Origin of the sequence: Bacteroides acidifaciens (genome assembly GCF_903181435.1) — a bacterium.
In the GTDB taxonomy this organism is placed as follows: Bacteria; Bacteroidota; Bacteroidia; order Bacteroidales; family Bacteroidaceae; genus Bacteroides.
In genome coordinates this window covers 1929390-1954308 of record NZ_CAEUHO010000001.1, presented here as the reverse complement: position 1 = coordinate 1954308, position 24919 = coordinate 1929390, and the positions used below count along the sequence as shown (strand labels likewise).

Below are 24919 nucleotides of genomic sequence, written 5' to 3'. Positions count from 1 at the left end.
ATGCGAAAAATACATTTAAAGTTCTACCGTGAAATAATTTTCATGGTAGTGGCCATGCTTTGTTCCATTGACAGCATATATGCACAAGTTGGGCAAACGGTAAATGGCGTTGTGAAGGATGTTGCTGGAGAACCTTTGATTGGTGTTTCTGTATTGGAAGTGGGCACATCAAATGGTGCTATTACAGATTTGGATGGAAAATATACGTTAACGTTGACGAAGAGCAAATCGGTTCTTGCTTTTTCATACATAGGCTATGCTCAGCAGAATATTCCGGTGGATGGACGTAAGAATATTATGGTAGTGATGAAAGATGATGCCATAGGTCTGCAGGAAGTTATCGTCACAGGTTATGGCAAGACCGTTACTAAAGATAAACTGACGGCAGCTATATCAAAAGTATCTTCCGAAGTTTTGGAGAAAGGTGTACGTTCCAATCCGTTGACAGCTTTGGCAGGTACGGTTACCGGTGTACGAGTTACACAAACTTCCGGTCAGCCGGGAGCAGGACCTTCTATCCAGGTACGTGCGGGTGCTTCTTTGAATGGTTCCGGTAGTCCATTGTATATTATTGATGGTGTACAGAAAGACGATATGAACGATATTAATAGTAATGATATTGAGTCTATCGAAGTCTTGAAAGATGCTGCTGCGACAGCGTTGTATGGCGCACGTGCTAACAATGGTGTAGTATTGGTGACTACCAAGAGCGGTCATGTGGGAAAAACAACTGTAACCTTGAACGTAAATATCGGTAAAGGTTTTGCCCGCGACAACTATGATTTTATGAATGCCCGTGATTATCTCTATTGGGAGCGTATGGCGGCAAAGCGTAGTGGAGACGATTTGAACCTGGTGAACGGATGGGGGACAGGAAATGACATTACTGCCGACGGAAATAAAAGCAGCAACGGTATCTATAGTACATCTATTCTGACGGATAAGAATAAATATCTTCTGGACTACGGCTGGCAGTCGATGAAAGATCCTGCATCAGACAATTATCTATTGTTCAAGGAAACTGATTTTATGAAGTTGAACACACAGGATGCCTGGACGCAGGATTATAATGTTTCATTCTCCGGTGGAAACGATAAAGGCAAGTACTATTCGAGCATCGGATATTATGATGAAACGGGTTTCCCATTGGAGTCGGGATATCAGCGTTTGTCTTTCAATTTAAACGGTGAATATAAGATTAAGAGTTGGTTGAAAGCTTCCGGTTTCGTAAACTTTTCACGTTCGGAAACAAATCCTAACTACATGAGCGACGCTAATTTCTGGAGCGTGGTGGCTGCGGCTCCGCCTACTTTCAAAGGGGCTAATCTGGATGGGACAGTTATAACACTGCTCAATAATACCCAGAATGCCAACTGGAATGAAATGAAGAACTACTATTATCGTAGAAATACGGCTTATAAGACCACATTGGGAACTTCTTTCCAAGTGGATTTGATGAAAGGATTGAGTCTGAAACTGAGTGGCATGTGGTATCTTTGGATGAAAGAAACAGAATCATTTGATAAAGAATTGCCTACAGCTCCCGGTAAGTTGAATTCTAACCGCAAAGCTTCTGCTACTTATGCGCGCAAACTGGATCAGACTTATAACGCCATTCTTAATTACAATGCCTCATTTGGCGACCATAACGTCAGCGCAGTCGGTGGTTTTGAAATAATAGACAAATATAGCTACGGACTCTCGGCATCAGGTCAGGGAGCTACTTCCGACGACTTTATCGGGTTGCAGTTTACCGCCCCGTTGGATGCTAATGGGAAATCTACCCGTAACATGTCTACCACTCATACACAGGAGCGTATAATGTCCGGTTTCGTAAATGCAACCTATGACTATAAGAGCAAGTATCTTTTCTCTTTCTCCGGACGTTATGATGGCTATTCTAAACTGGTAGACAACCGTTGGGGATTTTTCCCAGGTGTCAGTGCTGCATGGAATGTGTATCGTGAAGAATTCATGGAGAAATATCTGGATATATTTTCCAACATAAAGGTTCGTATGGGATACGGGCAGAATGGTAACGTGAACGGCATCGGGTTGTACGAGCTACAAGGCAGCTATGCAAATGCCGGTAACTACAACGGTATTTACGGTCTGTTGATTGACGATATTGCTTATCCTGGATTGCGTTGGGAGAAAACTACTTCTTTTGATACTGCGATGGAGTTAGGACTGTATAATAAGGTAGACCTGAGTGCCGGTTATTTCAACAAGAAGACTACCGACTTGATTGCCAATGTACCTTTGGCTTCCTCATCCGGTGTAGGCTCGATGACGACAAACAATGGTGCTGTTCGTAGTCAGGGTATGGAACTTGAAGTCAATTACCGTATTTTTGATCGTAAGGACTTTAAGTGGAATGTAGGTGCCAACATCACTTACGTGAAATCCAAAATCTTGCAATTGCCCGATAATGGTAATGAGAACAACCGCCAGGGCGGAACGGAAGTGTACAAAGGCAAAGGTAGTAATGAAACTGTGTGGAAGGGTGGAATACAAGAAGGACAATCTTATGGTGATATCTACGGATTTAAGATGATGAATGTTGTACGTGACGAAGCCGATTTAGCAAACTATGCTTATTACGTAGATAAGGTTCCCTCTAAACCGATATATGGTCCGGCGGCTTATGCACAGTTGACGGTTGAGCAACAGAAAAATGCACAGCAGTTGGCTCCTGGTGATGCTGTATGGTATGATGTGAATGGTGACGGAACTATCGACACGTATGATCAGGTGAAGCTTGGCAACGAAATCCCAAAATGGATGGGTGGTTTCAATACGTCCGTTACATGGAAAGGTCTGACCTTATTTGCCCGATTTGACTATGCGTTGGGATACAAGAAATGGAATAGCGGTTATCAATATTTTATGGGTATCACTTCTGGTCACTTCAATGTCCCGGATTTGGCTAAAAAGACATGGACGGAGGATAATCCGGGTGCGGAACTTCCGGTATTGATGACTAACGACACTAACTTTAAAAAGAACTATACCCGCAACACTTCACTATTCTGGGAGGATGCTTCTTATTTGTGCGCTCGTGAGATTTCCTTGAGTTACGATTTACCTTCGCAGTGGACTAAAAAAGCCCTCATGGATAAAGTGACGGTGACGCTAACCGGACAGAATTTGTTCTACATAACAGACAATCGTCTCTACACTCCTGAATATGGAACTACCAGTAGCAACAAGGGCGGATATGCTTTGCCTAAGACAGTTCTGATGGGATTAAAGGTCGTGTTCTAAAATCATAAAGAAAGATAGCATTATGAAAAATATAAAATATACATTGTTAGTGTTGTTGATAGGAGTCATGCAGTCTTGTGATTATTTGGACTTGAGTCCGGTAGACTCCTATGGTATCAGTAATTACTGGAGTACCAAAGATCAGGTGGAACGCTTTGTGCGTGGTTTGCATTATCGTGTTCGCGAGCGTCAGGAAGTACTGTTCAAGATGGGAGAACTTAGAGGTGGAACTTTTTACGGTTCAAACTCTTCTTTGTTCAATCAGACTATTAGTGATGTGCCGGCTGTGACAAACAATCTTACTGAAGCTAATTCTGTGATAAGCAACTGGGGCAACTTTTATATGGACATCATGCAGATTAACCATGCCATCCAGTCCGTCCCCGGCAGTTCTGCCTTGAATGAAACAGAAAAGAACTATTATATGGGTGTGTTGCACGGATTGAGAAGTTTCTATTACTTCCATCTGTTCCGTACCTATGGCGGAGTTCCTCTGATTGAAACCGCACGCGTGATGGACGGTAGTTTTACCCCTGCCGACTTGAATCAGCCACGGGCCACGGAAGAAGAAGTCTACAATTTCCTTGTAAAAGATATCAAGGCATCGGAAGATTATTTCGCAGATGATGCATTTACCATCAATTCTACAGACAAAAGTTCTTATTGGAGCAAGGCAGCAACAAAAATGTTGAGAGCCGAAATCCTGTTGTGGGGATGTAAGGTGAAACCCATTGGCGGTGGAAGCGTCTATTCAAAAAATATTCCTGCCGACCTGGCAGCAGCCAAGCAAGCGTTGCAGGATATTATAGATTGCGGCAAATATGGTTTTGCTTCCAATACTAGCTTTGAAGAGGTTTTTGACGTAACGAAGAAAGATAATAAAGAAATGATATTCGTAATCCGCTACATGCTGAATGAGAAAGAAAATTTCTTTAGCAAATTCATGTATCCTACGAATACCAATCTGGTAGGTTTCGAAAATGCAGATGGTGTGGAGTACAAAGGCAACAATGTGAATCCTTTGAAACTGAATGGTACTGCATCCAACTACCAGTATGCAAAAGAGTTTTTTGATACGTTCAGTGAAAGCGACATTCGCCGTAGCGCCACTTTCTTTGATGTATATAAGATCGACGGTGGAGCGGCAGCTATACTTTTGAATAAATATAAAGGAGAACTTGACAATGATATACGTAAGTTCACGAACGATTGGCCCGTCTATCGCTATGCGGATTTGCAGTTGATGCTGGCTGAAATTGTAGCATTACAAGGAGGTGATCCCGCTGCATATATCAATAGTGTCCGTGAACGTGCATACGGTTCCGCCTATGCTGCCAATAAATACCCCCGTAGTGGTGAAACAGCAGAAGAAGCGATTTTGGAAGAACGCTCTAAAGAGTTTGTCGGTGAAGGTAAGCGTTGGTATGACATCCGCCGTATGAAGGATGGAGAATTGGCTAAAGCTCTTCAGATTAGCGTTACGGGCGACCTTGTCGAGAAACATCTGTTATGGCCTGTCGATGCTGCGGTAATGTCGAAAGACCCGTTAGTGCAGCAGACACCAGGTTATTAATCTGCCTGTCAGATTCATATCATTCATTAAAAATTAAATCATACAAAGATGAAAAAACAATCTATATTTCCGGTCTTAGGACTCTGTGCGGCATTTCTTGTCGTTGCATGTAGTGACGATGACTATACCCAGACTGATTTTACGCGTCCGGCGGGGGGAAATCAGATTTTCCTCAATTGCCAGTCACAGTTGGATGATAATAAGACGGTTTGGGCGGCAGATAGTAAAATTGGTTTCTTCTGTGAGCAGACAAAAACTGCTAATCTTGCCGTAGGGGTTGCAGCTCCTTGTGTAGGGCAGACCGAAGGCTTGTTCTATACGAAAGTGGCATGGGGGAGTGGTGAACATACATTTTATGTTTATTCACCTTACAGTAAAACTAACACTACGGCAACATCCATAGCCGGGACTTTGAATAGTACACAATTGCAGTCGGGTACATCCAATGCCCATTTGACAAGTACTGCTTTGACTTATGCGACAATAACTGCGTCCGAAGTGGAAAATGCCGTTCCGGTGACATTTAAGCATGCATTGGGATATTTGGATGTCGCTTATACTACAGCTACCAAGTATCCGGGATGGAAAGTAAAGTCGATAGAACTTTCTGCGGCAGAGGGAACACCTTTGGTTGGAAATTATAAATTCAATTTGACCACGGGCTCATTTAGTATTTCCGAAGGTTCTTCCGATGTCTTGTTAAAAATAGATAATGCACCGGAATTGGTCGCAAACAAAGAATTTCATGGATATATTTCAGTAAATCCATTGGCGCTGTCTTCTACAAAATGCTCTGTTAAACTCATATTGGAGAAAACAGGTGTTGAAGATATTGCTTTGACTGGTGAAGTTGATTGGATGAATATTATTGCCGGAGAATTTACTATTTTGACTTTGGATTTAGATCAATTGACTAGTGGTTCTGTCGTGGATACTTCAATTGATTTGAGCGAGAGCGAAACGGCAAATTGTTACATCGCTGGTAAGGTCGGGCAGGAATATCGTTTCAAAGCTACGGTGATGGGAAATGGTGCTACTACTCAGCCTGTTGCTGATTATGACCCGCTATCGGGAACTGCTCCTGGGATTACTCCGAAAACATTGGCGCCGGTATCGGCTAATATACTTTGGCAGACTGCGCCAGGATTAATTTATGGAGTCCAACTGAAAAATGGATATATTTACTTTACCTTGAATGGGTCTGAGAATACACCTTTGGATGCAGGAAACGCTGTTATTGCAGCTTATGCAGCAGATGGCACTACAATCCTTTGGAGTTGGCATATTTGGGTGACAGATGTTGATTTGGATTCCAAAGTGGAAACATATACCATTCATTCAGATTATAATGACTATGATAAATTAGTCAATCCCATAATGATGGATAGGAACTTAGGTGCTCTTTCTGACGGATATTGGGCAGTAAATAACAACAATAAAGCTCAAGGAATGCGTTATCAATGGGGACGTAAAGATCCATTCCCGGAAAGAAATGATGCTAGTGCAGGATCGGTGACAGTCCTGACGACTTATGATAAGGATGGTAATGCATTTGACGCTATTAAATCATTAGCTGCTGCTACAGATAATACTTGGGGGTGGATTACTACGCCAATAGAAGCTAATGATATTGCCCGATATCCAATGTGTTATATAGCGTCTGGTGCAAAAAGTTGGCTCGTGGATGGTGGCAATGATCTGTGGGGTAACGCCAATATTGTGACGGCATCCAGTCCGGTAGTGAATGAATCCGGTAGTAAGACTATTTATGATCCATGTCCACCGGGGTACCGTGTACCTCATGCATATGTCTGGACAGGATTTGTTAATGTTGCGGCTGGAGGTAAATATAGTACTGGTGCGGTTACTGTTAATGTCAATGGAACAATGGCTGATTTTATTTCAAAAGCCGGAGGTACTTTTGCTGTCGGAGCAACTCCTAGTTATGCAACTTCGGGATATGTGAATAATGCTACATTTGTAATAAAGAACCCGGCTAATAGAGGGCAATCTTGGAGTAACAGTCCGGTAACTGTGGCAAATGGTTGTTGTTTGATGTATGATACTGCTAATTTCTTCCCTTTGAGAAGCCAAGCTAGAACATATGGCTACCCGGTTCGTTGTATGAAAGACAATACCACAAACTAAATAGCTTTTCATTTTATAAATCCTTGGCGTGCTTTATCCAAATCATGCCAAGGATTCTTTTCATTATAGGACGATAGGAGTGATCTTTTTTATAATACAACATTACAATGAGAGAAAGTATAATAGTAGGTTTATTAATGCTGACAGTTCACAGTAGCATAACTTCTGCCCAAACTCCGGAAGTAATAGGGCGTGAACATAATATCATTCAATCAGAGCGACAAGATGGACGCTTCCTGAGTACTTATGGAGTTGTTCACGCAATGCTTTCACACATAAAACCGGAATGTGCATTTCAGCCGGATATGACTTCGGAAGAATTCCGTGAATGGCAACATAAAGTACGGAAGTCGATGCAGGAAATAATGAACTTTCCCGAAATAAAGGACATGCCCTCACCTAAACGACTATACAACAAACAGTGTGACGGTTACAAACTGGAAAAGTGGGAATTTTATCCTTTGCCTGAATGTGTATCTACCTTTCTAGTACTGATACCGGATTCTTTGCAGCAGCCGATTTCTGCTGTTTTATGTATTCCCGGTTCCGGTGGCAGTAAAGAGGGATTGGCGGGCGAGCCGGGCATTTTCCCGAAACTGAATGATGATTATCAGAATCCCAAGGTAACAATGGCACGGAATTTCGCGAAAGCAGGTTATGTGGCGGTAGCCGTAGATAATCCGGCAGCCGGTGAATCCTCGGATTTGGAACGTTATGCACGCGGAAGAAATTATAACTATGATTTGGTGTCGCGAGTTCTGTTAGAGTTGGGGTGGAGTTATCTGGGATATACTTCTTATCTGGATATGCAAGTTCTTCAATGGATGAAAACACAGTCCTATATCCGTAAAGACCGGATTATCGTAAGTGGCTTTTCTTTGGGGACAGAGCCTTTGATGGTACTGGGAACGCTGGATACGTCACTCTATGCTTTTGTTTACAATGATTTTTTGTGCCAAACGCAAGAACGTGCATTGGTCATGACCGTACCTGATAAGGATGGCACACGACCTTTCCCTAACTCTATCCGCCATCTGATACCTGACTTTTGGCGTAAATTCAATTTCCCTGATATTGTAGCTGCCTTGGCTCCTCGTCCTGTGATATTGACGGAAGGAGGACTAGACCGTGACTTGAATCTTGTACGTGCCGCATATAAGATTGCCGGACACCCGGAGAATATCGAGATACACCATTATCCTAAGTATGCCAGTCCGCATAATCGAACGGACTTTGACGTACTGCCGAAAGGGCTTGATAGAGATGAGTTCTATAGATTGGTGAACGTAGATGGTCCTAATCATTATTTTAAATCGGAATTAGTTCTTCCTTGGTTAAAGAAACATTTAGAGTAAATATTTGATGTTTATATATTGATTAATAGCAAACGCAATTAGTTCAAATTCGTGCGAAAATGAACTAAATCGATTTCAGAACTAAACACGCCTCCAAACGAAAGTTTTCACGATTTACCCTCATACTCTCATAAATTTCCTCAAAGCCTTTATTCATCGTAGCTTCAGCTATGAGAGCAGGTTATGATAGCACCCAGAGATAACTTTTGTTAGGCTACCGGTAATCTAATGAAAGAATACCGGCAGCCTAACGAAAGGATAAAGGCAAGATAACTAATACTTTCTTACTTCATAACTTATGTTTCTGTATCATTTGTGATACCTATTTCTACTACACTTATATCAAAAACTTTGTTTGGCTTATGTTATTTGTCATCATACCGGTGAGTGATTATGTTTTTCTAATAACTCCTAGAAACTTGAATAAGTGTAGTATTGCCAATAAATAACAGCTTGTCTTTATAAGTATTATTATTAAAATAATGGGTGGTGATTATTAATGGATGCATAAGTTCGATTAGAACTTAGGTGAGTTATTTCTTGGAATTATTTCTGTTTCATAAGCAATTTTATTCTTAGCTATCAATGTACATTTCTTAAAAACGTTGCAAATATATCTATATTATTAATAATAACAAACTATTTAATAAATAATTTTATTTATATATGTTGATAAGCATATAATTGTTTATTAAATTGCATTATTAATACTCTGTACTCGAATATTTACTAATTAAGTAGATAATAGGTATTTCTTTTGAAGTTTCTTTTTCGTATTTAGCTTAGCACAGCCGCTTCTTAATAAGATAAACATAAATATTACGATAGGATTAGTTCTAATCGAACTTAGGTGAGAAATGTGAACAACTCTTTTTTATTAACTAAAAGTAATACTTATGAAAAGAAACATCTTTTTGTTGATGTTGTGCTTATTTGGCTTGATAGGGGCTATGGCACAGACTAAAACTGCTACAGGTGTGGTTACTGACCAGTCCGGTGAGACTGTTATTGGTGCGTCCGTAATTGTGAAAGGTACCACTAATGGTACTATTACGGATATTGATGGTAAATTTACCTTAAGCAATGTGAAGGACGGAGATATAATTCAAATATCTTTCGTCGGTTATAAAACACAGGAAATTAAGTTTGCGGGACAGATGTTGAATGTTGTTTTACGAGACGACACAGAAGTCTTGGATGAAGTGGTAGTTACAGGGTATGGTGGGGCTCAGAAGCGTGCCACATTGACGACTGCAATCTCTAAATTGGACAACTCTGTTTTGAAAAACGCAGCATTCAGTAATGCCGGGCAGTCTTTGCAAGGTTCCGTGACAGGTCTTCGGGTAGTAAACACTACCGGTCAGCCAGGTACGAATCCGGATATTACTTTACGTGGTGGGGCGACTATTACTGGCGACAACAGTAACGCTTTGGTGGTAGTGGATGGTATTGTGCGTAACAGTATGTCTGATGTGAATCCTTCCGATATCGAATCTATCCAAATTTTGAAAGATGCGGCTTCTACGGCTATTTACGGAGCTCGCGCGAATGGTGGTGTTATTTTGATTGAAACGAAAAGTGGAAAAGAAGGAAAAACTTCTGTCAATTACAAATTCAAGATCGGTAAGAATTTCACTCGTAAGGGGTATGAGTTTGTAAATGCGGAAGATTATATCTATTATAACCGTTTGGGAATGCTCCGTACTAACCAGGCAAGGGAAGGACGTATGGGGACATACAATGTAGATACACAGGCTGGATATGGTGTGGGGAATACATTGTATGATATTCGTTATCTGACCGATGAAACGGCTCATCTTCAGAATGAAGGATGGTCTGTAATGAATGATCCATATTATGACGGAAAGCAGATTTTATTTAGAGATTACAACGGACAGTTGGATGATGAGGTATTTAGCAGCAGTGCCATTACGCAAGATCATTACCTTAATATTACGGGTGGGAATGAGAAAAGTACCTTTGCTAGCAGTTTGGGGTACTATAACGAAGATGGTATGGTTAAAGGAACAGGTTTCAAACGTTTCAGTGGGGCGTTCAACGGGTCGTATAAGATTTTTCCGATATTAAACGTAAAAGCCGGTGTCTCATATGTATGGTCTACCCGCCCAGAACTGTGGATTGGCACTTATGAATTCTTTTATCGTACCCGTTCGCAACGTCCTACATGGAATCCTTGGATGGAAGATGGTTCTCCTGCATCAGGTGGTGGTACCGGGGATGGTAACCCGGCTTACTATCGTGATTTGCTAACCCAAAAGAACAGTACAGCACGCGCCACATACAATCTTGGTTTTACGTTGGATATTCTTCCAAAAGAATTGGTATTGAATGGAAATGCTTCTTTACTGAATTATCAATATCAGAGAGAGAAGTTTGACAAGGCATATCAGACGCAGACATCTTCTACTCCTAATAAAACTCGCAATGCGGAAGCTTGGATTCAGAAATATAATCAGATTCAGCTTAACGCTTCATTGGCATATACCAAAACGTTTGCCGAAAAGCATAATTTGGACGCAATGATTGGTGGAGAGTATTATACCTACAATCAATTTGATTTTGAGGCTAAGACACAAGGTTCTCCCACGGACGATGTTTCGACCTTAAATGTTGGCTCTGAAAGGACTTTCACTCGTACGGAAAAGACGGCTTATCGCATTCTTTCCGGTTTCGGTCGCATTAATTATAATTACAATATGAAATATCTGCTGTCTTTCACGGCTCGTTATGACGGAATTTCTCGTTTGAAAGACAATCGTTGGGGATTTTTCCCGGGAGTATCTGTCGGGTGGAATATAATGGAAGAAGATTTTTGGAAAGAATCGAAAGTGTCTGATATTATTTCCAATTTGAAACCGCGTCTCAGTTATGGTGTGAATGGTAATGTAAATGGTATCGGAAACTATGAAGTGTATGGAGAGTACGCGCAAGTGAAGGCTAAAACTTATGCTGGAGCGACGGCTCTTTATAATTCCAAATTGCTCAATACTAACCTGCGTTGGGAACAGAGCCAGACTTTTGAAGTTGGTTTGGACATCGGATTTTTGCAGAACAGACTTTCCTTTATTCTCGATTTCTACAGTCGGCAGACAAAGGATTTGCTGACAAAACAAGCATTGCCCGGATATACAGGATTCTCGGATATTGTGACAAATATGGGAACATTACGTAACTCCGGGTTTGAAGCGGAAGTGAAAGCGAATATCATCAATAAGGGTGGGTTCTCATGGGATATGACGGCAAATATCACTTCTGTTGCCAACAAGATAATTTCATTGCCTTATAACGGAGTTGAGAACAACCGCGTAGGTGGTTATGAAGTAGCGGCAGGCAAAGTAGATGCTGATGGCAAGTTCCCGAAAAAATGGATTGCCGGTCGTCAGGAAGGTGGCAAACTTGGAGAACTGGTAGGGTATAAGCAAGAGCATGTTTTCAAAGACTGGGATGACGTAAAGCAACATGCTAACTATCGGGTGGATGAGGTTGCCAACTTGTATGGTCCCGGATTGGCTGATCAAATCAATCCGGCTACCGGAAAGACATATAAGGAATCTTCCGGGTGGCAACCTATCGAACCGGGTGACGCTTGTTGGGAAGATATCAACGGTGACAATGTAATTAACGGTTATGACCGTTCTGTAATGGGTAACATTTTCCCGAATGTAACAGGTGGCTTTTCTACTACATTCGGATATAAAGGTCTGTCACTTTACGCACGTTTCGACTATGCATTAGGACATACACTATATAATGACTTGAAAGCGCGTTCGTTGGGGCAATATCAAGGACAATTCAATATTATCACAGATGTGAAAGATATGTGGAGCGACTCAAATCCGAACTCAGACCTTACGAAATTCTACTATGCCGATCAGTTGGCAAAAAAGAATATTACCCGTTCAAATAATGCTTCTACTGCAGCCGATAATAACAGCTCTCGTTATTATGAAAAAGGTGATTATCTTGCTTTGCGCGAAGTCACATTGAGCTATCAGTTGCCGAAATCGCTTATCAGCAAGGTACATATGACAGAGGCATCTGTGTACGTCACCGGACAGAACTTATTCTATGTCACCGGATATGGTGGTGTATCTCCTGAGCCTGCTGTGTCGACTACATACGGTCGTGGTATCGATAATGGTCGTTATCCTACTCCGAGAACACTTTTGTTCGGTTTATCTCTAACATTCTAGTTTAACAGGACTTAAAAAGGAATAGAATTATGAAAAATATATTCAAATATTTATTGGCAAGCGCAGCTTTGCTGCCTTTCCTTGCCGGATGCAACTCCTTGGATATTGAATCGGAAAGTACAATAACCGACGCCAACTACTGGAAAAGTGACACGCACTTCAGTGCTTTCAATGTAGGTTTGCATGCGCAGCTCAGAGAACGTTCGTACAACTTGTTTATATTGGGTGAACCCCGTGCTGATATTTATGGTGATGCACCTTTTGGTGGTGAGGCAACTCAAGGGATGGAAATTTTTCCTGCCAACTCACTGAATAGGGAAAACGTAGGACTCAGCAATTTTGCTAATTTGTACGGAGTTATCAATCAGATAAACCTTATGATTGCCAAGACGGAAGAAACCGGATTGTTGTCCGGAGACACCAAGAAATATTATTTGGGAGAAGCTTATGGCATGCGTGCTTTTCTTTACTTTCATTTGCTTCGCTCATGGGGAGATGTCATTCTTCATTTGACTTACACCAGTGGTTCGACCATTGATTTGGCAAATATACAAAAGGCTGCTTCTCCGGCAACGGAAGTGATGGCTCGTATCAAAGAAGATATTACTGCATCTGAGGCGGCATTTAATAATGATTATTCCTATAAATTTGGAAAACATTACTGGTCGCTGGGAGCTACTAAGATGTTGAAAGGTGAAGTGTACTTGTGGAGTGGTAAGCAAATGGGCGGTGGCGATGCTGACTACCGTACTGCTAAAGGTGCTTTACAAGAAGTGAACAACTGTCCGGGTATCGCTCTGGAAGAAAACTTTGCAGATGTTTTCGCTTATGCGAACAAGAAAAATGAAGAAATAATCTTCACCATTCATAATGGACGTGATGAGTATAATATGTGGGGGGATACTAATTTTAGAAATAATCTTGTTCCTCAGCAAGCTTACATGACTTCAGGCAATTACTTTGATGAGAATGGAGTTTCTTATGCCAAAACTAAAGATGCCGAAATGAATGGTTTGATTAGGCTTCAGATTAAAGGAGAGTTCTATGATAAAGTATTCCGTGAAGGTGATACTCGTAAAGCCGGTTCAGTGAAAGCTGTTTATACGAAGGAGGGGGAAAACTTGGTATATAAGGCTTGTATTCCTTATAAATTTCAAGGAACGATGTTGCCTGGTGCTTCAGAGCGCGCATGGTTAGACGATTATCCTATTTATCGTTATGCGGACTGTTTGTTACTTCTTGCAGAAGCTAAAGCTTTGTTAGGTGAAGATATCACTACGGAAATTAATACTGTTCGTAAACGTGCATATGGTGAAACTTATTTCGAGGCAAATAAAGCAACCCTGGCATATCCAAATGAGAAAGGCGGTGAGTTTTATTCTGCCAACCCGTTTGTAGCAGGTGATGATGACCCTATTGAGACAATTCTGAAAGAACGTTTGCGTGAATTGATGTATGAAGGAAAACGTTGGTATGATATACGTACTTTAGGTTATACGGCAAAATATTCTACGGCAAATGAAAAACGGCTGTTATGGCCGATTGATGCCAATACGTTGACAAATAATAGAGAGTTGGTTCAGACTAAAGGGTATCTCACCGGTGGAGAAGGTGAAGAATAGTATTAATTCAGGCTGATAATTAAATAAAACAAGAGAACGTATGTGCGTTTTGGCATATACGTTCTCGTTTTTGTGGTAGTTAATTTATTAATTGTACTTTTTATAATAAATTATTTTATTAAATATAGCGGGAATTCGTTGTAATTTTATATATTTGCGGCATGAAATATTTAAATAATACCATGAAAAAGAATCTATTTTTATCAATCATCTTTTCTTTCTGGGTGATTTTGCAGGCTTTTGCATCGGATACTGTATTTGTGCGTGAAACTCAGATTCCTGTTTTGATTGAACGACAAGACAATGTGTTGTTTATGCTGCGTTTGAATGCTAGAGAGAGTCGTACTTTGGACGAAGTTGTTTTGAATTTCGGCAAAGATGTAAATATGTCGGATATACAATCCGTTAAGTTATATTATAGTGGTACGGAAGCCAGACAGAACTACGATAAGAATTTCTTTGCTCCTGTATCCTATGTTTCCAGTCATACACCGGGAAAGACATTGGCGGCGAATCCTTCTTATTCGATTAATAAGTCGCAAGTGAATAATCCGAAGCAGAAAGTTGCGTTGAAAGCTAATCAGAAGCTTTTTCCCGGAATCAACTATTTCTGGATTAGTTTGCAGATGAAGCCGGATGCATCTTTGTTGGATAAGGTTTCGGCTAAGATTGCTGCGATTAAGGTTGATAACAAAGAAGCCCTTATGCACATAGTTTCACCGGAGAATATAGTTCATAGGGTAGGGGTAGGCGTACGTCATGCCGGTGACGACGGTTCGGCTGCCTTCCGTATTCCGGGATTGGTGACTACCAATAAGGGAACATTGCTCGGGGTATATGATGTACGTTATAATAACAGTGCCGATTTGCAGGAACATGTAGACATAGGTTTGAGTCGCAGTGTAGACGGTGGCAAAACCTGGGAGAAGATGCGCTTGCCTTTGGCTTTCGGCGAAACGGGTGATTTGCCTGCTGCGCAGAACGGTGTCGGCGACCCTTCCATCCTGGTGGATACCAAGACCAACACAGTATGGGTGGTGGCAGCGTGGACGCACGGAATGGGTAACCAACGCGCCTGGTGGAGCTCATATCCGGGAATGGATATGAATCATACAGCCCAATTGGTACTGTCAAAGAGTACGGACGACGGTAAGACATGGTCTAAACCCATCAATATCACAGAGCAGGTGAAAGACCCTTCATGGTATTTCCTTCTGCAAGGTCCGGGACGGGGTATCACCATGCAGGATGGTACATTGGTATTCCCGATTCAGTTTATCGACTCTACCCGTGTCCCGAATGCGGGAATCATGTATAGCAAAGACCGTGGCGAGACATGGAAAATCCACAACTACGCACGTACCAATACAACAGAAGCCCAAGTGGCGGAAGTAGAACCGGGTGTGTTGATGCTGAACATGAGAGACAACCGTGGCGGTAGCCGTGCTATCTCTACTACAAAGGATTTAGGCAAGACATGGACAGAACATCCCTCTTCCCGCAAGGCTTTGCAGGAGCCTATTTGTATGGCGAGCTTGATTAGTGTGAAAGCGAAAGATAATGCATTAAACAAAGATGTCCTTTTGTTCTCCAATCCGAATACAGTTAAAGGCCGCCATCATATCACCATCAAAGCAAGTCTGGACGGAGGTATCACATGGTTGCCCGAACATCAGGTGATGCTGGACGAGGGTGAAGGATGGGGATATTCTTGCCTGACAATGATTGATAAGGAGACAATTGGTATATTATATGAAAGTAGTGTAGCCCACATGACTTTCCAGGCTGTTCGGCTAAGGGATATAATAAAATAGACATCAAGTACTAATTTAAAACGAGTACTTACCATACGACCTGTAATCATGAAAAACAAACTCATTTTACTAATATATTTTATAATTAACTTATACACAACTTCAGTGGCAAAAGCAGGTGATTATCACCTGCTCCCCCAGCCACAAAAGTTTACCCCCTCTCATACAAACTTTCAAGTGAATAAGGTGATGCTTTCCACTCCTGTGCTTCAACAGGAGTGGGAAGCTTTTATCGCTGAAATGGGCGGAACTATCTCGCCAAAGGCAACTGCCGTCATTGAGGTGAAATTACTGCCTTCTCTCCCCGGAATACCGATGAACCAGGATGAGGCTTACCGCCTGAATGTAACCAAGAAACGGATAACCGTTGAGGCTGTGACCGAACGCGGCGTTTATTGGGCTATGCAGACTTTAAGGCAACTGGCAGAGAAAAGAAACTCAAAAACACAGATTCAAGGAGCCGAAATCGTTGACTGGCCTGCTTTCCGCATTCGCGGATTCATGCAGGACGTAGGACGTAGCTACATTTCTCTGGAAGAACTCAAGCGTGAAATCGCCGCGCTCGCCAAATTCAAAATCAACGTCTTCCACTGGCATCTGACCGAGAACCAATCCTGGCGTTTGGAAAGCAAGATATTCCCGATGCTGAATGATAGCGTGAACACCACCCGGATGCCCGGCAAATATTACACGCTGGAAGAAGCCAAAGAACTGGTCGCTTTCTGTAAGGCACACCACATGACGCTAATCCCTGAAATAGATATGCCCGGACACAGTGCCGCATTCATACGCACCTTCCGCCACGATATGCAAAGCCCTGAAGGGATGAAAATATTAAAACTCCTGTTGGATGAAGTCTGTGAAACGTTTGACGTACCTTATTTGCATATCGGTACGGATGAAGTCCAATTTACCAATCCCCGGTTTGTACCGGAAATGGTATCCTATGTACGTTCCAAAGGCAAGAAAGTAATCTCCTGGAATCCGGGATGGCACTATAAACCCGGAGAAATTGACATGACCCAACTTTGGAGTTATCGGGGAAAGGCACAGGAAGGTATTCCCGCCATTGACTCGCGTTTCCATTATCTGAACCATTTCGATACCTTCGGTGATATTATCGCATTGTACAATAGCCGTATTTATAATAAGGAACAAGGAAGCGATGACCTTGCAGGCACGATTCTGGCTATTTGGAATGACCGGTTAGTAGATACCGAATGGGGGATGATTGTCGAAAATAATTTCTATCCCAATATGCTGGCTATGGCAGAACGTGCTTGGAAAGGCGGTGGGACAGAGTACTTCGATAAGAACGGCACAATACTTCCCACTGACGAACAGTCGGAACTGTTCAAGAACTTTGCCGATTTTGAACGTCGCTTATTATGGCATAAAGAACACACTTTTACCGGCTATCCGTTTGCATATGTCCGTCAGACAAATGTGAAATGGAATATAACAGACCCTTTCCCGAATGAAGGGGATTTGGCAAAGGTTTTTCCACCGGAAGAAACTTTGCAGGATAGTTACAGCTACGCAGGAAAGACATATAATGTACGCCCCGCCATTGGTGCGGGAATCTATCTCCGTCATGTGTGGGGCACGCTTATCCCCGGATTCTACAAAGAACCGAAAGAGAACCATACGGCCTATGCCTACACCTATGTCTATTCACCGAAAGAACAAACCGTCGGTCTGTGGGCTGAATTTCAGAATTACGGACGTTCCGAAGCAGACCTGCCGCCCTTGCCGGGAAAATGGGATTATAAAGAAAGCCGTATCTGGATAAATGGGCAGGAAATAATCCCACCAGTCTGGACAGCCACCCATCGGACTAAAAGCAACGAAGTAGCATTGGGCAACGAAAACTGTGTAGCACGCCCTCCTTTGAAAGTTCATCTGCAAAAAGGGTGGAACAAGGTATTGCTGAAATTGCCGATAGGGAAGTTTACTACTTCCGAAGTCCGGTTGGTAAAATGGATGTTCACCACCGTCTTTGTTACCCTCGACGGACAGAAGGCTGTAGATGGACTCGTCTACTCACCGGATAAAAGACTAAAGTGACATACCAATCATAAAGGGAAGGACTTTTATGAATATGCCATGAGCTAATTTGAATATGCTATATAATGAAAATAAATATGCTATAATGAAATACGGATATACTAATTGATAAATAAAAAGAACAGCCATGAAGAAGAACTTTTTATTAATGGTCATATTGACCTTAACTTTGGCATGCCATGCTCAGGAACGCAAATATTCTACGTTTTATTACCAACGTGCTACGTTGTTTGAAGAACTACCCGTTACTTCCAACGACATTATTTTCCTCGGAAACAGTATCACGAACGGTGCCGAATGGGCAGAACTGTTTCAAAATAAACACGTGAAAAACCGTGGAATCAGCGGTGATATTTGCATGGGAGTATATGACCGCCTGGACGCCATCCTGAAAGGAAAACCGGCTAAAATATTTCTTCTGATTGGTATTAATGATGTGAGCCGCGAAACTCCTGCCGATACGATTGTATCCCGTATCGGAATGATTGCCCAAAAGATAAAGGCTGATTCTCCGAAGACAAAATTATATCTGCAAAGTGTTCTTCCCGTCACCGACCATTACAATACGTTCAAGGGGCATACTTCCCGTTGGCAGGTTATCCCCGAAATCAATAAAGGATTAGTCCGCCTCGCAGAGAAGGAAGGATTGACTTATATAGACTTGTACTCTCACTTTATAGACGGGCAAACCGGAAAGATGAACACTGCCTACACCAATGACGGTCTGCACCTTCTCGGAAAAGGTTATCTGAAATGGGTGGAGATTGTGAAACCTTACATTGGGAAGAAGTAAATATCTGAAACAACTAAATATTAGAGAAAGCTAACTATTAGAGAAAGCTAACTATTAGAGAAAACTAAATACCGGGAGAAAATAAATGAAAAAGATTCTGATACTATCCGTCTGTCTGTTCGTTTGTTGCGTGCTTTCTGCCCAACAACGGATAAAAGTTGCATGTGTAGGAAACAGCATCACCTACGGAACCGGATTGTCCGACCGTGCAACACAATCTTACCCCATACAGTTGCAGAAACTACTGGGGGAGCGTTATGAAGTCGAAAATTTCGGAAAGCCCGGCGCTACCCTGCTCAATCAGGGACACCGCCCCTATACCCGGCAAGAAGAATATCAGAAAGCATTGGATTTTGCAGGAGACATTGTCGTCATTCATTTGGGAATCAATGATACCGACCCCCGCGACTGGACAAACTACCGTGATTTCTTTGTGAAAAACTATCTGAGTCTGATTGATACATTCCGCAAAGCCAATCCCGGCGTACGGATTATCATAGCGCGAATGACCCCGATTGCCGACCGCCATAACCGTTTCCTTTCGGGAACCCGTGACTGGCACGGCGAGATACAGACGGCTATCGAAACAGTAGCACGTTATGCCGGTGTGCAGTTGATAGATTTCCACGAACCGCTTTATCCTTATCCTTTCTTGCTGCCGGATGCCGTTCATCCTACTGCCGAAGGGGCATCTATCATTGCAAAAACAGTTTATTCGGCTATAACCGGAGAGTATGGCGGCTTGAAATTATCCCCACTTTACACGGATAATATGGTTCTCCAACGTGATACCCCCTTGCTGATACAGGGAACAGCCAATGCGGGAGAACAAGTAACAGTCCGCATAGACCGTCAGCAGTGGATTACAAAAACTACACCGGACGGGAAATGGTCGGTGAAATTATCACCGTTGAAAGCAGGCGGTCCTTATACGCTGGTAATCTCTACCTCAAAAAGAACCTTGAAATACACCAACGTCCTGGCAGGAGAAGTCTGGCTATGCTCCGGTCAGTCGAACATGGCATTTATGTTGAGCCAGACCACTACCGACAAAAAAGACATTCCTCAAGTTGCCGACGAACAGTTGCGCTTGTATGACATGAAAGCCCGTTGGCATACAAACGCCGTGCAATGGGACGCTTCCGTCCTCGACTCCCTGAATCATCTTCAATATTATAAAGACACAGAATGGCAAGCCTGTACTCCCGACAATGCCGCCCGTTTTTCGGCGATAGCATCTTATTTCGGCCAGATGTTGCGGGATAGCTTGAAAGTTCCGGTAGGGTTGATATGCAATGCAATCGGCGGTTCGCCTACCGAATCATGGATAGACCGGAACACGTTGGAATACCACTTTCCGGCTATATTGAAAGACTGGACACATAATGACTTTATACAAGACTGGGTACGCAGACGCGCTGCATTAAACATCAAACAATCGGAAGATAAATACCAACGCCACCCTTACGAACCTTGTTATTTGTACGAGTCCGGTATTCGTCCGTTAGCGCAATATCCGGTCAAAGGTGTGATTTGGTATCAGGGGGAATCGAACGCCCATAATTACAAAGCGCACGAGAAACTCTTCAAACTCTTGATAAGCAGTTGGCGAAAGAACTGGGAGAATGAGGAACTGCCGTTCTACTACGTTCAGCTTTCCAGTGTAGCCCGTCCTTCCTGGCCGTGGTTCCGTGACAGCCAGCGCAGGATGATGAACGAAATACCGAATACGGGTATGGCGGTATCTAGTGATAATGGCGACTCATTAGACGTACACCCTAGAAATAAGAAACCGATTGGCGAACGTCTCGCCCGTTGGGCATTGAATAAAACGTATGGCATGAACCATATACTGCCATCCGGCCCGTTATTTCACCAAGCCGATTTCCGTGAAAATGCCGTATATATAACTTTCAATTACGGCAAAGGCTTAAAGAGTTCGGACGGTCATCCTTTGCGCACGTTTGAGGTCGCCGAGACGGACGGCATTTATTACCCTGCCGTTGCCGAGATAACAGACGGTCGGATAAAAGTATATAGTGAACAAGTAAAGCATCCGCGATACGTCCGCTACGGTTGGCAGCCTTTCACACGGGCAAACCTGGTGAATGAAGCAGGCCTGCCGGCTTCCACCTTTCGTGCAGAAGCACCCGAACGGTTCATTACGGACATTCACTTGCAGAAAATGGAAGGATTCCCCCAATCGGAGAAAGGCTTCAAACTAGGCGTTTCCGCCTGCTACTCAGGAATCCTGGGCGGCAATCTGCTGATGGCGGGCGGTTGCAATTTTCCCGGTGTTCCTGCCAGCGATGGTGGAAAGAAGAAATTCTATCGGGGAATTTATGCGGCAACGATGAATCCCGATACGGTACTTGCCTGGCGTAAGGTAGGAGAGTTGCCGGTCGCTTCCGCTTACGGAGTTTCCGTATCTTGTCCGGACGGTATCATCTGCATAGGGGGAACGGATGGAAAAGATGCGCTGACATCTGTCTATAAAATCAGTTTTGAGGACAATCCGAAGGCAGCAAAGCAAGGGAAAGTCAAGATAGAAACTCTTCCAGCTTTGCCTTATACACTAGACAACATGTGTGGTACATTGACAGGCGGGCAACTGTTTGTTGCAGGCGGCAACAAAAACGGCAAACCTTCCAACTCATTCCTTTGTCTCGATTTGGATAATCTTGAGAGGGGTTGGCAGGAGTTACCGGATTTTCCCGGAGATGCACGGACGCAAGCCGTCTGTGCCGGACAGCATAAAGACGGTGAAGCCCGTATCTTCCTATGGGGCGGATTCGCTGCTTCCACCGATGGCAAATCGGCAACACTTTCCACCGATGGCTATTGCTACTCGTCCGCATCCCGGCAATGGACTCCCATAGCTACCCCGACAGGAAACGACGGTGAAACCATCTCCTTGGGTGGCGGAACAGCCATCGCCATCAATGAAAACCTGATTCTCTGTACAGGCGGAGTGAATAAGGATATCTTCCTCGCAGCTCTCCGACAGCCCCAAAAGGACTATCTTCTTCATCCAGCCGAATGGTACAAATTCAATGACCGTATATTAATCTATAATATTAGTCAAAACACATGGCAGGAAGTCGCCCGTACCCCGCAAACAGCCCGTGCCGGAGCGGCGTTGACAGGATGGGATAAAACTTATTACAATATAAACGGAGAATTGAAGCCGGGTGTCCGCACTCCCGAAATAGTCAGGATAACAATCGAGTAATAAAAACAATGCTGCTTGTAATCTGACGTCAGTTGTACTATTCGGTTCTCCTCCTTCGGGCGAACTTCTATCGCGCTGACGTTAATCTATATTTTGTTAAATTATCAGGGGAAATTGATGAAAAAATAATATCTTTGACCCCATTAATATCTAATACCCCCACTATGATGATTAATTTAATCAGAAAAAAAGCTCAAATAGCGTGTGGATTACTCTGCTGTTGCAGCATGGCCTATGCCCAGAGCAATGACAATTCAGAAGTTTTAACTTTGCACACAGGCTGGGAGTTTTCCCAAGTGGGGACAGAGATATGGCGCACAGCCGTGGTGCCCGGCACGGTACATCAGGACCTTATTCATCACGACCTCATTCCCAATCCCTTCTACGGTACCAACGAACAGAAAATCCAATGGATAGAAAATGAAGACTGGGAATACAGGACGGCTTTCACAATCACCCCCGACCAACTGAAACGTGATGACGCCCAACTCACCTTTGAAGGGCTCGACACCTACGCTGACGTCTACCTCAACGGAGCACTGCTATTTAAAGCCGACAACATGTTCGTCGGCTATACAATCCCCGTAAAACAATACCTTCGTTCCGGAGAAAATCTCCTTCACATATATTTTCATTCGCCCATCCGGCAGACATTGCCTCAATACGCTTCCAACGGATTCAACTATCCCGCCGACAACGACCATCACGAGAAACACCTGAGTGTATTCTCCCGCAAAGCCCCTTACAGCTACGGTTGGGACTGGGGAATCCGCATGGTGACCAGCGGCGTCTGGCGTCCGGTAACCATCCGTTTCTACGATGCCGCCTCAATCAGCGACTACCACGTGAAGCAACTATCTCTGACCGACCAGGTAGCGAAGCTATCCAATGAATTGGAAATAAACAACATACTTCCCCATCCGCTTCAAGCAGAAATAAAAATAAACACCTCGCTCGAAGGGGAACAGGAATCCGCCACGAGCCAAACAGTCACCCTGCAACCCGGAATCAACCGCATCTGTATCCCTACGGAAGTTGTCTCACCGGTACGCTGGATGCCGAACGGCTGGGGAGCTCCGACCTTATACGACTTCTCCGCCCAAATCATCACCGAAGGCAACGTTGTAGCTGAACAATCCCACAGAATCGGACTCCGCACCGTCCGACTGGTGAATGAAAAGGACGCGGACGGAGAATCCTTCTATTTTGAAGTAAACGGTATTCCGATGTTTGCCAAGGGAGCCAACTATATCCCCCAGGACGCGCTATTGACGAATGTGACTACCGAACGCTATCAGACATTGTTCCGCGACATCAAGGAAGCGAACATGAACGTCATCCGCGTATGGGGCGGCGGAACTTACGAAGACGACCGCTTTTACAATCTGGCTGATGAGAACGGAATACTGGTATGGCAGGACTTCATGTTTGCCTGCACCCCTTATCCGTCCGACCCCACCTTCCTGAAGAGGGTAGAGGCGGAAGCCTGCTACAACATCCGCCGTCTCCGCAACCACCCTTCGCTAGCCATGTGGTGCGGTAACAACGAAATACTCGAAGCCTTGAAATACTGGGGCTATCAGAAAAAATACACTCCGGAAATCTACCAGGAAATGATGACCGGCTACGACAAACTCTTCCGCGAGTTGCTTCCCGCCAAAGTGAAAGAGCTCGACGCAGACCGCTTTTACATCCACAGCTCTCCCTATCTCGCCAACTGGGGACGTCCCGAATCATGGGGAATAGGGGATAGCCACAACTGGGGCGTCTGGTACGGAAAGAAAACCTTTGAATCATTGGACACCGATTTGCCGCGTTTCATGAGCGAATTCGGTTTCCAGTCTTTCCCCGAAATGAAAACCATTGCCACATTCGCATCTCCCGAAGATTACGAAATCGAATCGGAAGTGATGAACGCTCATCAAAAGAGCAGCATCGGCAATGACTTGATTCGCACTTATATGGAACGTGATTATATCGTACCCGAGAAATTTGAGGACTTCGTTTATGTCGGACTTGTATTACAAGGACAAGGCATGCGCCACGGACTGGAAGCCCACCGTCGCAACCGTCCCTACTGTATGGGTACATTATACTGGCAATTGAACGACAGTTGGCCTGTTGTCTCTTGGTCGGGCATTGATTATTACGGCAACTGGAAAGCCCTGCATTATCAGGCGAAACGAGCTTTCGCCCCTATCCATATCAACCCCATCCGGCAGAATGACAGCCTGTGCGTCTATCTTCTCTCAGACCGTCTCGATACGATGGAGAAGATGACATTGGAAATGAAGATAACAGACTTTGAAGGGAAAAAGGCAGGAAAGCCGATACAACTGAAATCCTTGTCGATTCCGGCAAATACTTCCAAATGTGTGTACAAGGCGAAGCCCAGCGATTTGCTCTCTTTAATAGAGCGTAAATCCTCGGAAACGTCTCAATCTTCTGCGGAAAAACGGCTTTCGGAAGCACTCCGCCATTGCTTTATGCAACTGACCTTGAAAGACAAATCCGGTCATACGGTAGCCGAAACAGTCTATTTCTTCGAGAAGACCAAAGACCTGCTCCTGCCCGAAACGACCATCACCTGCAAGATGAAGCAGACAGACGGCAAATGCGAACTGACTCTTCTTTCTCCTGCTTTGGCAAAGGATGTCTTTATCGAAATACCTTTGCAGGGTGCCCGTTTCAGCGACAACTTCTTCGACCTTTTGCCCGGAGAGCGTAAAACGGTCGTCATCACTTCTCCCCAAATAAAGAAAGGGGAAGAGTTGCCATTGAGACTCAAACATATTCGTGAAACCTATAATTAAATATCTATTAGTAACTTAATA

The 24919-nt window shown here is 43.5% G+C and carries 11 protein-coding genes; all 11 read left to right on the top strand.

The window, feature by feature from the left end:
- The 11 genes from CLIN57ABFB40_RS08180 (at position 1) to CLIN57ABFB40_RS08130 (ending at position 24898) form a co-directional block, all read left to right on the top strand.
- Positions 1–3267 (top strand): SusC/RagA family TonB-linked outer membrane protein, encoded by a 3267-nt coding sequence (locus CLIN57ABFB40_RS08180; protein WP_175629629.1) that lies wholly within the window; start codon positions 1–3, stop codon positions 3265–3267.
- Between the two features lie 22 nt (positions 3268–3289).
- Positions 3290–4840, top strand: coding sequence for a RagB/SusD family nutrient uptake outer membrane protein (locus tag CLIN57ABFB40_RS08175; RefSeq protein WP_175629628.1), 1551 nt, complete (start codon positions 3290–3292; stop codon positions 4838–4840).
- 48 nt (positions 4841–4888) lie between these two features.
- On the top strand, positions 4889–6988 hold the full coding sequence (locus CLIN57ABFB40_RS08170; protein WP_175629627.1) for a fimbrillin family protein: 2100 nt from the start codon (positions 4889–4891) through the stop codon (positions 6986–6988).
- Positions 6989–7125: 137 nt separating this feature from the next.
- A complete protein-coding gene (locus CLIN57ABFB40_RS08165; RefSeq protein WP_254871757.1) occupies positions 7126–8343 on the top strand; it encodes an alpha/beta hydrolase family protein in 1218 nt (405 codons plus the stop codon).
- A gap of 896 nt (positions 8344–9239) precedes the next feature.
- Positions 9240–12557 carry a SusC/RagA family TonB-linked outer membrane protein gene (locus tag CLIN57ABFB40_RS08160; RefSeq protein ID WP_175629625.1) on the top strand — a complete coding sequence of 1106 codons (3318 nt, stop codon included), beginning with the start codon at positions 9240–9242 and terminating at the stop codon, positions 12555–12557.
- 29 nt (positions 12558–12586) lie between these two features.
- The gene (gene nanU, locus CLIN57ABFB40_RS08155; protein ID WP_175629624.1) at positions 12587–14179 is read left to right on the top strand and encodes a SusD family outer membrane lipoprotein NanU; all 1593 of its coding nucleotides are present in this window, start codon (positions 12587–12589) and stop codon (positions 14177–14179) included.
- Between the two features lie 182 nt (positions 14180–14361).
- On the top strand, positions 14362–15993 hold the full coding sequence (locus CLIN57ABFB40_RS08150) for a sialidase family protein (RefSeq protein ID WP_175629623.1): 1632 nt from the start codon (positions 14362–14364) through the stop codon (positions 15991–15993).
- 48 nt (positions 15994–16041) lie between these two features.
- Positions 16042–18060, top strand: a complete 2019-nt coding sequence (locus CLIN57ABFB40_RS08145; protein WP_175629622.1) for a family 20 glycosylhydrolase — start codon at positions 16042–16044, stop codon at positions 18058–18060.
- A 127-nt stretch (positions 18061–18187) separates the two neighbouring features.
- Entirely contained in the window at positions 18188–18853 is a 666-nt protein-coding gene (locus CLIN57ABFB40_RS08140; RefSeq protein ID WP_175629621.1) for an SGNH/GDSL hydrolase family protein, read from the top strand.
- A gap of 85 nt (positions 18854–18938) precedes the next feature.
- Complete coding sequence (locus CLIN57ABFB40_RS08135) at positions 18939–22085, top strand: cyclically-permuted mutarotase family protein (protein WP_175629620.1); 3147 nt, start codon at positions 18939–18941, stop codon at positions 22083–22085.
- A 164-nt stretch (positions 22086–22249) separates the two neighbouring features.
- Positions 22250–24898: a beta-mannosidase gene (locus CLIN57ABFB40_RS08130; protein ID WP_175629619.1), complete on the top strand. Its 2649-nt coding sequence runs from the start codon at positions 22250–22252 to the stop codon at positions 24896–24898.
- Positions 24899–24919 lie beyond the last annotated feature (21 nt).

Coding starts and splice junctions, on each gene's coding strand:
- CLIN57ABFB40_RS08175 (WP_175629628.1), top strand. CDS start 3,290: ATGAAAAATATAAAATATACATTGTTAGTGTTGTTGATAGGAGTCATG.
- CLIN57ABFB40_RS08135 (WP_175629620.1), top strand. CDS start 18,939: ATGAAAAAGATTCTGATACTATCCGTCTGTCTGTTCGTTTGTTGCGTG.
- CLIN57ABFB40_RS08180 (WP_175629629.1), top strand. CDS start 1: ATGCGAAAAATACATTTAAAGTTCTACCGTGAAATAATTTTCATGGTA.
- CLIN57ABFB40_RS08165 (WP_254871757.1), top strand. CDS start 7,126: ATGCTGACAGTTCACAGTAGCATAACTTCTGCCCAAACTCCGGAAGTA.
- CLIN57ABFB40_RS08140 (WP_175629621.1), top strand. CDS start 18,188: ATGAAGAAGAACTTTTTATTAATGGTCATATTGACCTTAACTTTGGCA.
- CLIN57ABFB40_RS08160 (WP_175629625.1), top strand. CDS start 9,240: ATGAAAAGAAACATCTTTTTGTTGATGTTGTGCTTATTTGGCTTGATA.
- CLIN57ABFB40_RS08130 (WP_175629619.1), top strand. CDS start 22,250: ATGATGATTAATTTAATCAGAAAAAAAGCTCAAATAGCGTGTGGATTA.
- nanU (WP_175629624.1), top strand. CDS start 12,587: ATGAAAAATATATTCAAATATTTATTGGCAAGCGCAGCTTTGCTGCCT.
- CLIN57ABFB40_RS08150 (WP_175629623.1), top strand. CDS start 14,362: ATGAAAAAGAATCTATTTTTATCAATCATCTTTTCTTTCTGGGTGATT.
- CLIN57ABFB40_RS08145 (WP_175629622.1), top strand. CDS start 16,042: ATGAAAAACAAACTCATTTTACTAATATATTTTATAATTAACTTATAC.
- CLIN57ABFB40_RS08170 (WP_175629627.1), top strand. CDS start 4,889: ATGAAAAAACAATCTATATTTCCGGTCTTAGGACTCTGTGCGGCATTT.